The organism is Streptomyces griseiscabiei (assembly GCF_020010925.1).
Classification (GTDB): Bacteria; Actinomycetota; Actinomycetes; order Streptomycetales; family Streptomycetaceae; genus Streptomyces; species Streptomyces griseiscabiei.
Genome location: NZ_JAGJBZ010000001.1, coordinates 2,906,898 through 2,919,435, shown reverse-complemented (window position 1 = coordinate 2,919,435; position 12,538 = coordinate 2,906,898). Strand labels below are relative to the sequence as shown.

At 70.6% G+C, this 12,538-nt stretch carries 13 protein-coding genes; 10 read left to right on the top strand and 3 right to left on the bottom strand.

Features of this window, described 5'->3' with window-relative positions; all coding sequences use genetic code 11:
- Positions 1-64 precede the first annotated feature (64 nt).
- Positions 65-682 carry a TetR/AcrR family transcriptional regulator gene (locus J8M51_RS12665; RefSeq protein WP_179203253.1) on the top strand — a complete coding sequence of 206 codons (618 nt, stop codon included), beginning with the start codon at positions 65-67 and terminating at the stop codon, positions 680-682.
- Positions 679-2,202, top strand: a complete 1,524-nt coding sequence (locus J8M51_RS12660; protein WP_086758891.1) for an MFS transporter — start codon at positions 679-681, stop codon at positions 2,200-2,202. Before J8M51_RS12665 ends, J8M51_RS12660 begins: the two co-directional genes overlap by 4 nt.
- Before the next feature lie 750 nt (positions 2,203-2,952).
- On the opposite strand, the gene J8M51_RS12655 is transcribed toward J8M51_RS12660, so the two are convergent.
- A complete protein-coding gene (locus J8M51_RS12655) occupies positions 2,953-3,627 on the bottom strand; it encodes a lysophospholipid acyltransferase family protein (protein WP_086764504.1) in 675 nt (224 codons plus the stop codon).
- Between the two features lie 331 nt (positions 3,628-3,958).
- Here J8M51_RS12655 and J8M51_RS12650 point away from each other — a divergent pair, with 331 nt between their 5' ends.
- The 3 genes from J8M51_RS12650 (at position 3,959) to J8M51_RS12640 (ending at position 6,350) form a co-directional block, all read left to right on the top strand.
- Positions 3,959-5,173, top strand: coding sequence for a glycerophosphodiester phosphodiesterase (locus J8M51_RS12650; RefSeq protein WP_179203546.1), 1,215 nt, complete (start codon positions 3,959-3,961; stop codon positions 5,171-5,173).
- A 127-nt stretch (positions 5,174-5,300) separates the two neighbouring features.
- Positions 5,301-5,807, top strand: a complete 507-nt coding sequence (locus J8M51_RS12645) for an RNA polymerase sigma factor (protein WP_216588968.1) — start codon at positions 5,301-5,303, stop codon at positions 5,805-5,807.
- Positions 5,808-5,852: 45 nt separating this feature from the next.
- Positions 5,853-6,350 (top strand): GNAT family N-acetyltransferase, encoded by a 498-nt coding sequence (locus J8M51_RS12640; RefSeq protein WP_086759743.1) that lies wholly within the window; start codon positions 5,853-5,855, stop codon positions 6,348-6,350.
- Positions 6,351-6,367: 17 nt separating this feature from the next.
- On the opposite strand, the gene J8M51_RS12635 is transcribed toward J8M51_RS12640, so the two are convergent.
- Entirely contained in the window at positions 6,368-6,802 is a 435-nt protein-coding gene (locus J8M51_RS12635; RefSeq protein WP_086759741.1) for a hypothetical protein, read from the bottom strand.
- A gap of 1 nt (position 6,803) precedes the next feature.
- Positions 6,804-7,163: a hypothetical protein gene (locus tag J8M51_RS12630; protein ID WP_086759739.1), complete on the bottom strand. Its 360-nt coding sequence runs from the start codon at positions 7,161-7,163 to the stop codon at positions 6,804-6,806.
- A gap of 463 nt (positions 7,164-7,626) precedes the next feature.
- Here J8M51_RS12630 and J8M51_RS12625 point away from each other — a divergent pair, with 463 nt between their 5' ends.
- The 5 genes from J8M51_RS12625 to cbiE all read left to right on the top strand — a co-directional run bounded on the left by J8M51_RS12625 (position 7,627) and on the right by cbiE (position 12,458).
- Complete coding sequence (locus J8M51_RS12625; RefSeq protein ID WP_086759737.1) at positions 7,627-8,691, top strand: methionine ABC transporter ATP-binding protein; 1,065 nt, start codon at positions 7,627-7,629, stop codon at positions 8,689-8,691.
- Positions 8,688-9,365: a methionine ABC transporter permease gene (locus J8M51_RS12620; RefSeq protein WP_086759735.1), complete on the top strand. Its 678-nt coding sequence runs from the start codon at positions 8,688-8,690 to the stop codon at positions 9,363-9,365. The genes J8M51_RS12625 and J8M51_RS12620 overlap by 4 nt, the downstream gene beginning before the upstream one ends.
- Before the next feature lie 80 nt (positions 9,366-9,445).
- A complete protein-coding gene (locus J8M51_RS12615) occupies positions 9,446-10,279 on the top strand; it encodes a MetQ/NlpA family ABC transporter substrate-binding protein (RefSeq protein ID WP_086759733.1) in 834 nt (277 codons plus the stop codon).
- 205 nt (positions 10,280-10,484) lie between these two features.
- The gene (locus J8M51_RS12610; RefSeq protein ID WP_086759731.1) at positions 10,485-11,123 is read left to right on the top strand and encodes a GNAT family N-acetyltransferase; all 639 of its coding nucleotides are present in this window, start codon (positions 10,485-10,487) and stop codon (positions 11,121-11,123) included.
- A gap of 123 nt (positions 11,124-11,246) precedes the next feature.
- The gene (gene cbiE / locus J8M51_RS12605; protein WP_086759729.1) at positions 11,247-12,458 is read left to right on the top strand and encodes a precorrin-6y C5,15-methyltransferase (decarboxylating) subunit CbiE; all 1,212 of its coding nucleotides are present in this window, start codon (positions 11,247-11,249) and stop codon (positions 12,456-12,458) included.
- Positions 12,459-12,538: the final 80 nt, after the last annotated feature.

Genomic DNA, 12,538 nt, shown 5'->3' with positions numbered 1-12,538 from the left:
CCCGTGATGAGACGTCCATGCTCGTAATGAGACATGAATGTCTCACATGGGCTATGGTTGTCTCATGGCCGTCGATCGTGAACATGTGCTGCGCAGCGCAGCCGCCCTGCTGACCCGTAAGTCCACCGCGACGATGGACGAGGTCGCGAAGGCCGCCGGGATCAGCCGGGCCACGCTGCACCGCCACTTCGCCGGGCGTGACGCGCTCGTCCGGGCGCTGGAGGCGCTCGGCATCGAGGAGTGCGAGGCCGCACTGGCCGCGGCCCGCCCGGCCGAGGGCCCGGCGCGCGACGCCGTACGGCGGCTGGTGCGCGAGATCGAGCCGGCCGCGGGCCTCCTCGCCTTCCTCTACACCGAGAACCAGCTGTTCGAGGGCGAGGAGCAGCACGAGGGCTGGGCCCGGATCGACGCCGGTGTCGCGGCCCTCTTCAAACGCGGCCAGGCGGCGGGCGAGTTCCGTATCGACCTCACCCCGGCCTGGCTCACCGAGGCGCTGTACGGCCTGCTGGCCTCCGGCGCCTGGGCGGTCTCGGAAGGCCGTGTGGCCCCGAACGACTTCACCTTCATGATCACCGAGCTGCTGCTCGGCGGCGCCCTGCGCCACCCCGAACGACCGGCACACCCCGATCAGCCGGGACACCCCGACCACTCCGTATCCGTACGACCGAGAGAGGAATCATGACCAGCACCCTGCGGCCGGCCCGCACCGTGGAGGCGGAGAAGAGGCCGGGCCGCTGGCTCGCGCTCGCCGTCCTCGTGCTCGCCGTGCTGCTGGTGGCCGTCGACGCGACCGTCCTCGGTCTCGCGACCCCCTACATCAGCGAGGACCTCCAGCCCTCGGGCACCCAGCTCCTGTGGATCGGCGACGTCTACTCGTTCGTCATCGCGGGCCTGCTCGTCTCGGCCGGCAGCCTCGGCGACCGCATCGGCCGCAAGAAGCTGCTGCTGATCGGCGCCACGGCGTTCGGCGCGATATCCGTGCTCAACGCGTACGCGACGACACCCGAGATGATGATCGTCGCGCGGGCCCTGCTCGGTGTCGCGGGCGCGACCCTGATGCCCGCCACCCTCGCCCTGATCCGCAACCTCTTCCACGACCCGCGCGAACGCAGCCTCGCCATCGGCATCTGGGGCGCCACGGCCTCCGCCGGTACGGCGGTCGGCCCGGTCGTCGGCGGTTTCCTGCTCGAACACTTCTGGTGGGGCTCGGTCTTCCTCATCAACCTGCCCGTGATGGCCGTCCTGGTCCTCGTCGGCATCAAGCTGCTCCCCGAGTCCCGCCACCCGAACCCGGGCCCCTGGGACATGCTCAGCGTCGGCCTGTCGCTGGTCGGCATGATCGGTGTCGTGTACGCGGTGAAGGAGATCGCCACCCACGGCGTCGACGGCAACGCGCTCGCCGCGGGCCTCTTCGGCATCGCCGGGCTGTTCTTCTTCGTACGCCGTCAGCTCACCCTGCCGCACCCGCTGCTGGACATGCGGCTCTTCCGCAACCGGGGCTTCTCCGGAGCCGTCCTCGCCGACCTGCTGACCATCCTCGGCCTGTCCGGGCTGGTCTTCTTCCTCTCCCAGTTCCTGCAACTGGTCCAGGACAGGCGCCCGTTGGAGGCGGGTCTCGCGGAACTCCCGGCGGCGATCGGCGCGGTGGTCGCGGGCCTGATCGCCGGAGCCGCCGCCCGCCGTCTCTCCGTCCGCTCCGTGGTCGCGGGCGGCCTGGCCGCCATCGGCCTGGCCCTCGCCCTGCTCACCGTCGTCGACCGGTCCACGGGCTACCCCCTGATCGGCGCCGCCCTGCTGATCGTCGGCATCGGCGCCGGCTTCTCCTTCACCGTCACCGCCGACGTCATCCTCTCCAGCGTCCCCAAGGAACAGGCGGGCGCGGCCTCGGCGGTCTCGGAGACGGCCTACGAACTGGGCGCGGCCCTGGGCATCGCGGTCCTCGGCTCGATCGTGACGGGCGTGTACCGCGACTTCACGGCACCGGCGGGCACACCGGAAGGCGCGTACGAATCACTGGGCGGCGCGGTCGACGCGGCGGGAGGCATGCCGTCGGACACGGCCCAGGCCCTGCTGTCCTCCGCGCGGGAGTCCTTCGTGGACGGCCTCACGATCGCGGCGGGCGCGGGCGCGGCGGTCCTCTTCGCCACATCGGTGGCGGCCTGGTTCATGCTGCGCGGCCAGCGCCTGGAAAGCGCCGCTTAGGACAGCGCGACCAGGGGCGCGGGGGAACTGCGCGAGAAGCCCTCACCGCCCCGCACCCGACGAACGACCGATCGCGGCGGTCGCGGGTGCGGTGGTTCTGCTGGCCACGTCGGTGGCGGCTTGGTTCATGCTGCGCGGCCGGCGCCTGGAATGCGCGGCTCAGGGCCAGCATGGTCAGGGGCGCGGGGAACTGCGCGAGAAGCCTCCACCGACCTGCACCCGACGAACGACCGATCGCGGCGGTCGCGGGTGCGGTGGTTCTGCTGGCCACGTCGGTGGCGGCTTGGTTCATGCTGCGCGGCCGGCGTCTGGAATGCGCGGCTCAGGGCCAGCATGGTCAGGGGCGCGGGGAACTGCGCGAGAAGCCTCCGCCGACGCGCACCCGACGAACGACCGATCGCGGCGGTCGCGGGTGCGGTGGTTCTGCTGGCCATGTCGGTGGCGGCTTGGTTCATGCTGCGCGGCCGGCGTCTGGAATGCGCGGCTCAGGGCCAGCATGGTCAGGGGCGCGGGGAACGGCGCGAGAAGCCTCCGCCGACGCGCACCCGACAAACGACCGATCGCGGGTGCGGTGGTTCTGCTGGCCACGTCGGTGGCGGCCTGGTTCATGCTGCGCGGCCGGCGCCTGGAAAGCGCGGCTCAGGGCCAGCATGGTCAGGGGCGCGGGGAACTGCGCGACCAGCCCCCACCGACCCGCACCCGACAAACGACCGAAGTCCCCGGCACCCCCAGCGGAGCGCCACCGCGGAGCTAGGCCGCCTCTTTCGCCTTGGACGCGTACATGTCCACGTACTCCTGCCCCGACAACCGCATGACCTCGGCCATCACGGAATCGGTCACCGCGCGCAGCACATAGCGGTCCCGGTCCATCCCCTCGTACCGGGAGAACTCCATCGCCTCGCCGAACCGCACCGTGACCCGCCCCGGCCGGGGCAACCCCGCACCACCCGGCTGGAGCTTGTCCGTCCCGATCATCGCGAACGGCACCACCGGCGCCCCGGTCATCAGCGTCAGCCGGGCGATCCCGGTCCGCCCCCGGTACAGCCGGCCGTCGGGCGACCGGGTCCCCTCGGGGTAGATGCCGAACACCTTGCCCTCGTCCAGGATCCACCGCCCGGTCATCAGCGCGGCGACCCCGCCCCGGCCGCCGTCGCGGTCGACGGGGATCATGCCGACCCCGGTGAAGAACCAGGCCATCAGCCGGCCCTTGAACCCCTTGCCGGTGACGTACTCGTCCTTGCCGATGAAGAAGACCTGCCGGTCGCAGACCAGCGGCAGGACCATCGAGTCGATGAAGGTCAGATGGTTGCCGGCGAGGATCACCGGACCGTCCCCCGGAATGTTCTCCGCACCCTCCACCCGGGGGCGGAACATCAGGCGCATGATCGGTCCGAGCACTGCCTTGATGAGCACGAAGCGGGACAACGGGCCCTCCCATGTCAAGCGTTCCGGTACAAGTCTGTGCAGGTGAGGACGATACTCCCGGCTCACAGGCCCGCGCACATCGGGTTCACCGAGTGGATACCAACTGTTGACGCTGTTTTACCTGCGGTGACGCAGAGGTGGCGGGTTGTCACCCGGGCGTGACATGTGACGTATGTCGCGTCCCTGAACCGATACTCCGTCAACTTCTGCCTTCGGTGCGACATAAGGCGTCTTCCGCGTGTTCGGTCCCAGGTCTCCCGGCAGTCACCTCAGGACACCTACGATCGTCCCGCTTTGACAGGTGCAGGGCATCACGGTGGAGGAGCCGTTCATGGGGACGCAGGAGTCGCGGCAGTCGCAGGACTCGGACGAGCAGGGACGCGGATCGGGCCGGCGGGCGCTGCTCGGTGCCGCGGTGCTCGGCGCGGGCGGAGCGGTCCTCGGGCTGCCGGCCACGGCGCGGGCCGACGAGGCGGGGACGAGCGCGAAGGCGGAAGCGAAGACGGCCGGTCACTCGCGCGGCGGGTACCGGAGTCTGCCGGTGCCGACGATCATCGCCCACCGCGGGGCCAGCGGCTACCGCCCGGAGCACACGCTCGGCTCGTACCAGCTCGCCCTCGACATGGGCGCGCACGTCATCGAGCAGGACCTGGTGCCCACCAAGGACGGCCATCTCGTATGCCGTCACGAGAACGACATCACCGGCACGACCGACGTCGCCGCGCACCCCGAGTTCGCGGGCCGCAAGGCCACGAAGGTCGTCGACGGGGTCACCTACACCGGCTGGTTCACCGAGGACTTCACCCTCGCCGAGCTGAAGACCCTGCGCGCCAAGGAGCGCATCCCGGGCAACCGCCAGGAGAACACCCTCTACGACGGCCGCTGGGAGATCCCCTCCTTCGAGGAGGTCCTGCGCTGGGCCGACAAGGAGGGCAGGAAGCGGGGCAGGCGGATCTGGCTGCACGTCGAGACCAAGCACCCCACCTACTTCCGCAAGCTGGGCCTCGGCCTGGAGGAGCCGCTCGCCAAGCTGCTGCGCAAGTACGACCGGCACAAGAAGAACTCGCCCGTCTTCCTGCAGTCCTTCGAGCCGAGCAGCATCCAGCGGCTGAACCGTCTGGTCGACAGCCCCCTCGTCGTGCTGCTCTCCGGCGCCGCCACCCGCCCCTGGGACTTCGTCGAGGCCGGCGACCCGCGCACCGTCGCCGACCTGGTCAAGCCGGCCGGGCTCGCCTGGATCGCTTCGTACGCGGGCGGCATCGGCCCCACGCTCGACCTGATCATCCCGCGCGACTCGGCCGGCAACCTCACCACGCCGACCACGCTCGTCGCCGACGCGCACGCCGAGGGCCTGATCCTGCACCCCTACACGATGCGCAACGAGAACACCTTCCTGCCCGCGAACTTCCGCAGCGGCACGGACGCCAACGCCTACGGCGACGCCTTCGGCGCGTTCAAGGTGTACTTCGACACCGGCATCGACGGCATCTTCACCGACAACCCGGACACCGGTCTGCTGGCCCACGCGGACTTCGTCGGCGACTGACGGCCGCCCTCGGGCTCCGGAGGCGGCCCGGTGGCCCCGACCGTCAACGGCTGAGCCCCGTCCCCCGATTGGGGTGACTCCCGTCCGCCCCGGCAACCCCTGCCGGGGCGGCGGCGTCCCGGGGCATATGACACACGACATGCTCACCGGCCTCCGCCCCCTGCTGGTCGCGGAGGTGTCGGCCGAGGCCTCCGCGGCCGGCGCCGAGGCGGGAGACCTGGAACAGGCGGTCTGGCTGCGCCTGCTGGAACGGCTCGACGCCGACGGCCCGCCCGAGGACCCGGAGAGCTGGCTGCGCAGCGCCGTCCGCTTCGAGGCCCGCCTCAGCCGCCGCAAGGCCCGCCTCGAACAGCCCTACGCCGCCGAACCCGCCGACGACCGCGCGCCCGGCCCCGAGCAGCAGGCCCTCACGGCAGCCCGCCGCCGCGCGCTGTACGCGGCCGTACGCCGGCTCCCCGGCCGCTGCCCCCGGCTCCTCGCCGCGCTGCTCTCCCCGCAGGACCTCACCTACCGCGAGATCGCGGGCGAGTTGGGTATCTCACAGGGCAGCCTCGGTCCGGAACGCTCCAGATGTCTCGGATGTCTTCGGCGATTGCTGACCGCGGAGGTTGCGGCACGCGAACCACGGGGATAGGAGTGAAGGACATCGGGTGAGCAGGTGAGCGGGAGGCGTGCACACATGGGCATGAGCGTGACCATCTCGGTGGCGACCGAGCAGGACGCCGAGCAGATCTTCAGGCTGCAGTACCTGTGCTTCCAGAGCGAGGCGGCACTGTACGGCAACTACCGCATCGATCCGCTCGTGCAGAGGCTCGACTCCGTCCGTGCGGAGGTCGCCTCGGACTGCGTGTTCGTGGCCCGGCTGGGTGACGAGGTGGTCGGCTCCGTGCGCGGCGCCCTCGACGACGACGGCGCCGCCGCCATCGGCAAGCTCTGCGTCCACCCGCGCCTCCAGGGCCACGGCATCGGCGCCCGGCTCCTCCGCGCCGCCGAGTCGGCCCTCGCCGAGCAGCACGGCGCCACCAGGTTCCGGCTGAGCGCGGGCCACCGCAGCGAGGGCAACCTGCGGTTGTACCGCCGGGTGGGGTACGAGACCGTGGGCACGAGCCAGGGCCAGGACGGCGTACCGATGGTCGTGCTGGAGAAACCGGCGGAGGCGTACGCGACGACCGCGTGAGGAAGCGTGCCGCGCCCCTAACGGGGCGCCCGCGCACCCTTGCGCAGCCAGTACAGCGCCGTGACCGGCAGGATCACCGGAATGAACAGATACCCGATCCCGTAGTCCGACCACACCGTCTTGTCCGGGAACGCCGACGGCTCCACCAGCGTCCACGTCCCCACGATCAGCACGCCCGCCAGCTCCACCGCGCAGCAGACCCGCGCGGCCCGCCGGGCGAACTCCCCGCCCCGCACCAGCGAGTACGTGATGAAGCCGTACACGACCCCGGCCAGCGCGGACAGCGAGTAGGCGAGCGGCGCGTGCTCGAACTCGGTCGAGATCTGCACGGCGGACCGCGACACGGCCCCGACGACCATCACGCCGTACAGCCACACCAGCAGCATCCCCGGCCCGCTGATGAGCCGCGCCCGCTTCCCGTCCTGCGGCAGGCGGTCGTCCGTGGCCGTCATCTCAGCCTCCCCAGATGTCATAGAGCCGTACCTGCAGCACGGCCAGCACCACGCCGCCCGCCGCGACGGTCACGCTGCCCCAGCGGGTGCGCTCCGCCAGTGACATGAACCCGGTCACCGGAACACAGGCGAAGGCCCCGAGGAGATAGGAGACGAAGATCGTGGTCCCCTGCTCCGGCTTCTCCCCGCGCGCCAACTGCACGACGCCGACGACCAGTTGCACCAGGGCGAGCACCGACACCACGGCCATGCCGATGAAGTGCCAGTCCTTGGTCGGCTGATCGCGATACGCGGCCCAGCCGCACCAGGCGGCGAGCAGAAGCGCGGCGACGGCGGTCGTCACCGTCAGGGCTACAAGCATGCCGCGACCCTATTACGGCCCAAAACCCCGCCGCGTCCGGCCCCGGACCTCCCCGCCCGGAGGTCCGCCCATGGTGGCCTTGGCCACAACGGCAAGTGCCCACAGGGTGGACGCCACCGCGTCACACCTGCGGTTATGTCTCTCAGACCCGTCCGCTATACGGACAGCCCTCTCTCGCCTGCTCCATACATCTGCTTTACTGATCTCATGACCACGACGAGCTACCGCACTCCTGCGACCGAGGCGACGATGACGCCCGGTGCTCGTTGTATGTGTCGAATGTGCGCCTGCTAGAGCCTGACAAAGGGCCCCGCACGCCGCTCCGTCCGACGGACCGAGCCGCCCCGCGCACATGTTCTCCCCCGGTTCCATCGCCACCGCGAGAACCGTGTCGCGTCCCTGACCGCTTGCACCCGTGCCCGGGCACACCCACGCCCGCGCACTCGACAGTGACGGAAATCCAGTGATCACCACATCGGGCCTGACGAAGATCTATCGGGCCGACCGAGGTCGAGGCCGCGAGGTCACCGCCCTCGACGGCGTCGATCTGCATGTCCGCGAGGGCGAGGTGTACGGCGTGATCGGCCAGTCCGGCGCCGGCAAGTCCTCGCTGATCCGCTGCGTCAACCTCCTCGAACGCCCCACCTCCGGAACCGTGACCGTCGCCGGCCGGGACCTCACCGCCCTGGCCGGGCGCGGCCCCCGCGCGAGCCGCGAACTCCGCCGGGCGCGCAGCCGTATCGGCATGGTCTTCCAGCACTTCAACCTGCTCTCCTCCCGCACCGTCCAGGAGAACGTCGAACTGCCGCTCGACATCCTCGGCAGGTCCGGCAAGGAGCGCTCCCGCAAGGCCCTCGACCTGCTCGACCTCGTCGGTCTCGCCGACAAGGCCAAGGTCTACCCGGCCCAGCTCTCCGGCGGCCAGAAGCAGCGCGTCGGCATCGCCCGCGCCCTGGCCGGCGACCCCGAGGTGCTGCTCTCCGACGAGGCCACCAGCGCCCTCGACCCGGAGACCACCCGCTCGATCCTCCACCTGCTGCGCGACCTGAACCGGCAGCTGGGCCTGACCGTCCTGCTCATCACGCACGAGATGGACGTCGTCAAGACCGTCTGCGACTCGGCCGCCCTCATGGACAGGGGCCGCATCGTGGAGTCCGGCACGGTCGGCGAACTGCTCGCCACCCCCGGTTCCGAACTGGCCGCCGCACTCTTCCCCGTCGGCGGCGAGGCCACCGGTGACGACCGCACGGTCCTCGACGTCACCTTCCAGGGCGAGACCGCCACCCAGCCGGTCATCTCCCAGCTGTCCCGTACGTACAACATCGACATCTCGATCCTCGGCGCCGCCATCGACACCGTCGGCGGCCTCCAGATCGGCCGGATGCGCATCGAACTGCCCGGCCGCTACGAGGACAACGTGGTCCCCGTCGGGTTCCTGCGCGAACAGGGCCTCCAGATCGACGTGGTCGGCCGGGACGCCCGGACGTCCGCCGCCACGTCCGCGCCGGTGAAGGAAGGTGCCAAGTGACCTGGTCCGAGATGCGGCCGCTGCTGGAGCAGGCGTGTTGGGACACGCTCTACATGGTCGGCTGGTCCACCCTCATCGCGATCGTCGGCGGACTCCCGCTCGGCATCCTGCTCGTCCTCACCGACCGGGGCGGCCTGCTGCAGAACGTCCTCGCCAACAAGATCATCGGGCAGATCGTGAACATCGCCCGCTCGATGCCGTTCATCATCCTGATGGTCGCGCTGATGGGCTTCACCCGCTGGGTCACCGGCTCGACCATCGGCCGTGAGGCCGCCATCGTGCCGCTCGCCATCGGCGCGATCCCGTTCTTCGCCCGTCTCGTCGAGACGTCCGTCCGCGAAGTGGACCACGGGCTCGTCGAGGCCGTGCAGGCCATGGGCGGCAACACCTGGACGGTCGTCCGCAGGGTCCTCGTGCCCGAGTCCCTGCCCTCGCTGATCTCCTCCGCCACCACCACCGTCGTCGCCCTCATCGGCTACTCGGCCATGGCCGGCACCGTCGGCGCGGGCGGCCTCGGCGACATCGCCATCCGGTACGGCTACCAGCGTTTCGAGACCGAACTGATGTGGATCACCGTGGCGGTGCTCGCGGTCGTCATCTCCGCCATCCAGTTCGCCGGCGACCAAGCAGCCCGTGTCCTGCACCGGCGCGTCGGCCGGGCCGCCAAGGCCTGACACCCGGGTCCCCGCACGCTCACAGATGTCCCGTCCCACCCAAGACGGGATCGCTCCACCCAAAAGGAAAGGCACTTTTCGTGCGTAACACCGCCAAGCTCACCACCGCCGTCCTCGCCGCCGGAGCCCTCACCCTCGGGCTCACCGCGTGCGGCGCGGACAAGGCCGACAGCGCGTCCGACACGAGCGGCCCGCTGGTCGTCGCCGCCAGCCCCACCCCGCACGCCGAGATCCTGAACTTCGTCAAGGACAACCTGGCGGAGAAGGCGGGCCTCGACCTGGAGGTCAAGGAGTTCACCGACTACGTCCTGCCGAACACGGCGACCGAGGACGGCTCCGTGGACGCCAACTACTTCCAGAACCAGCCGTACCTCGACGACTTCAACAAGCAGCGGGGCACCCACATCGTGCCCGTCGTCACCGTGCACCTGGAGCCGCTCGGCCTCTACTCGAACAAGGTCAAGAGCAAGGACGACCTCAGGACCGGCGCGACCGTCGCCGTCCCGAACGACACCGTCAACGAGGCGCGCGCCCTCAAGCTCCTCGACTCCGCCGGGATCATCACGCTCAAGGACGGCGTCGGCACCGACGCGACCCCCGCCGACATCACCGGGAACCCGAAGAAGCTCACGTTCAAGGAGTTGGAGGCGGCCCAGACCCCGCGCTCCCTCGACGACGTCGACGCCGCGGTGATCAACGGCAACTACGCCCTGGAGGCCGACCTCTCGCCCGCCGACGACGCCCTCGCCGTCGAGCCCGCCGAGGACAACCCGAACGGCAACTTCCTCGCCGTCAAGGAGGGCAACGAGGACGACCCGCGCGTCGAGAAGCTCGCCAAGCTCCTCACCTCGGACGAGGTCAGGAAGTTCATCGAGGACAAGTGGAGCAACGGCTCCGTCGTCCCGTCCTTCTGACCGTCCCGCGATCGGTTCTCCGGTCCGTTCTCCGATGCGTTCTCCGGTCCGGACATATTCCGACCGTACGTATACGGCGTATCGCCACGCATGGGGTCCGCTCCCTCACGGGGAGTGGACCCCTGTGGTGCGATTCAGTGCTTTCATGCTGCATGCTGGGCAGTTCAGCAAGCTCTCAAAGTTTTCGAAGGTTACGGAGCGGCGCATGATGAGCACCTTTCCCGACATCTCCATCAGCACGGATCGGTTGGTTCTGCGCCCGTTCGACGAGGACGACATCCAGGCGTTCACCGAGATGATGAACGACGAACAGGTGATGACCTGGACCGAGGTCCCGCAGCCCTTCACCGAACGCGAGGCGCGTACCTGGATCACCGAGTACGCGCCCACCGAACGCACCTCCGGCCGCGGCCTCGACCTCGCCGTCACGGAGTTCCTCACCCAGCGCCTGGTCGGCGTCATCCAGTTGACCAAGACCGACTGGCACGTGCGAGCGACGGAACTGTCGTACGTCGTCGCCCCCTGGGCCCGCGGCGAGGGCTACGCCTCCGAAGCCGCCCTCGCCACCGCCCAATGGCTGTTCCGTGAGCAGAAGTTCGAACGCATCGAGCTGCGCACCGCCGCCGACAACACCGCCTCGCAGCAGGTCGCGCAGAAGATCGGCTGTATCAGCGAGGGCGTGCTGCGCAACGCCTGCATAGCGCGCGCCCGCACCGCCGAGGACGGCTGGACCGAGGTCCGCACCGACTTCATCGTCTGGAGCCTCCTCCCGGAGGACATCGAGGGCGTCGGCGAGGAACTGGCCGACAGTGGTGGTTTCGGCTCCTACCCGGACTGGAACTGAACCACCCACGGGCATGCGCGGCCGCACGCCCGGCCGCCGGAGCCCCGCACGTCACCAGGTAGTCTCACGGGACCTCCGCGGGCATCTCCGACGACCTGCGAAGACCTCTGGAGACTGACGACGATGGCCGACCGGGTCACGGTGATCGGCTGGGACGGCTCCCCCCTGACCGCCGCGGCGCGCTCCGCCCTCGCGGCGGCCACCCTGGTCGCCGGCGCGGCCCATCACCTCGCCCTGCCCGAGGTGCCCCCGAACGCCGAACGCATCCGGCTCGGCAGCGCCGCCCTCGCCGCCCGCCGGATCGCCGGCCACCGCGGCACCGCCGTGGTCCTCGCCGACGGCGACCCGGGCTTCTTCGGTGTCGTCCGCACCCTCAGGGCCCCCGAGTTCGGCCTGGAGGTCGAGGTCGTGCCCGGCGTCTCCTCCGTGGCCGCCGCCTTCGCCCGCGCCGGCATGCCCTGGGACGACGCCCAGGTGGTCGTCGCCCACCGCCGTACGCTGCGCCGCGCGGTGAACGTCTGCCGCGCCCACGGCAAGGTCGCCGTCCTCACCTCGCCCGGCGCCGGACCCGCCGAACTGGGGCTGCTCCTCGACGGGGTCCACCGCACCTTCGTGGTCTGCGAGGAACTCGGCACGGAACGCGAGCGGGTCACCATCGTCGCCTCCGACAAGGCGGTCGACCGCACCTGGCGCGACCCGAACCTCGTCATCGTCATAGGCGGCCACGCGGGCTCCGCCGAGGGCGGCGGCTGGCTCGCCGGCCGCGACCCCGGCACCGGACCACGCGGCTGGGCCCAGCCCTCCGGCGTCTACGGCCACCACCTGGGCGAGGGCGAGGCAGAACTGCTGCGCTCCTCCCAACTGGCCCGTCTGGGCCCGCGCGTGGGCGACCTGGTGTGGGACATCGGCTCCGGCAGCGGTGCCTTCGCCACCGAGGCGGCCCGCAGCGGCGCCGCCGTCATCGCCGTCGACCGCGACCCCGAGGCCTGCGGCCGTACGACCCTCGCCGCCCGCCGTTTCGGCGTCCGGCTCCAGGTCGTCCACGGCGCCGCCCCGCACATCCTGGAGAACCTCCCCGAACCCGACGTCGTCCGCGTCGGAGGCGGGGGAGCGGCCGTGGTCTCCGCCGTCGCCGACCGCCGCCCGCAGCGCATCGTCACCCACGCCCTCACCCGCCCCGCCGCCGAGCGCGTCGGACGGGACCTCACCGAGCACGGATACGAGGTCCGCTGCGACTTCGTCCAGTCCGTCGAACTCGATACAAGGGCTTGGACGGAACGCGAACGGAGCGTCGCGTTCCTGCTCAGTGGGACTCTGCCCGAACGTTCCCTGTGATCCGGTTGTCGTACCGGCGCGGTAAGCTGGCCGACTGTTGTACCGCACTTCGGCATCCGGCACTTCGTCGGTCAATGTCC

Excerpts from the sequence above, each read along its gene's own strand:
- J8M51_RS12665 (WP_179203253.1), top strand. The coding sequence starts at position 65 with ATGGCCGTCGATCGTGAACATGTGCTGCGCAGCGCAGCCGCCCTGCTG.
- J8M51_RS12660 (WP_086758891.1), top strand. The coding sequence starts at position 679 with ATGACCAGCACCCTGCGGCCGGCCCGCACCGTGGAGGCGGAGAAGAGG.
- J8M51_RS12650 (WP_179203546.1), top strand. The coding sequence starts at position 3,959 with ATGGGGACGCAGGAGTCGCGGCAGTCGCAGGACTCGGACGAGCAGGGA.
- J8M51_RS12645 (WP_216588968.1), top strand. The coding sequence starts at position 5,301 with ATGACACACGACATGCTCACCGGCCTCCGCCCCCTGCTGGTCGCGGAG.
- J8M51_RS12640 (WP_086759743.1), top strand. The coding sequence starts at position 5,853 with ATGGGCATGAGCGTGACCATCTCGGTGGCGACCGAGCAGGACGCCGAG.
- J8M51_RS12635 (WP_086759741.1), bottom strand. The coding sequence starts at position 6,802 with ATGACGGCCACGGACGACCGCCTGCCGCAGGACGGGAAGCGGGCGCGG.
- J8M51_RS12630 (WP_086759739.1), bottom strand. The coding sequence starts at position 7,163 with ATGCTTGTAGCCCTGACGGTGACGACCGCCGTCGCCGCGCTTCTGCTC.
- J8M51_RS12610 (WP_086759731.1), top strand. The coding sequence starts at position 10,485 with ATGATGAGCACCTTTCCCGACATCTCCATCAGCACGGATCGGTTGGTT.
- cbiE (WP_086759729.1), top strand. The coding sequence starts at position 11,247 with ATGGCCGACCGGGTCACGGTGATCGGCTGGGACGGCTCCCCCCTGACC.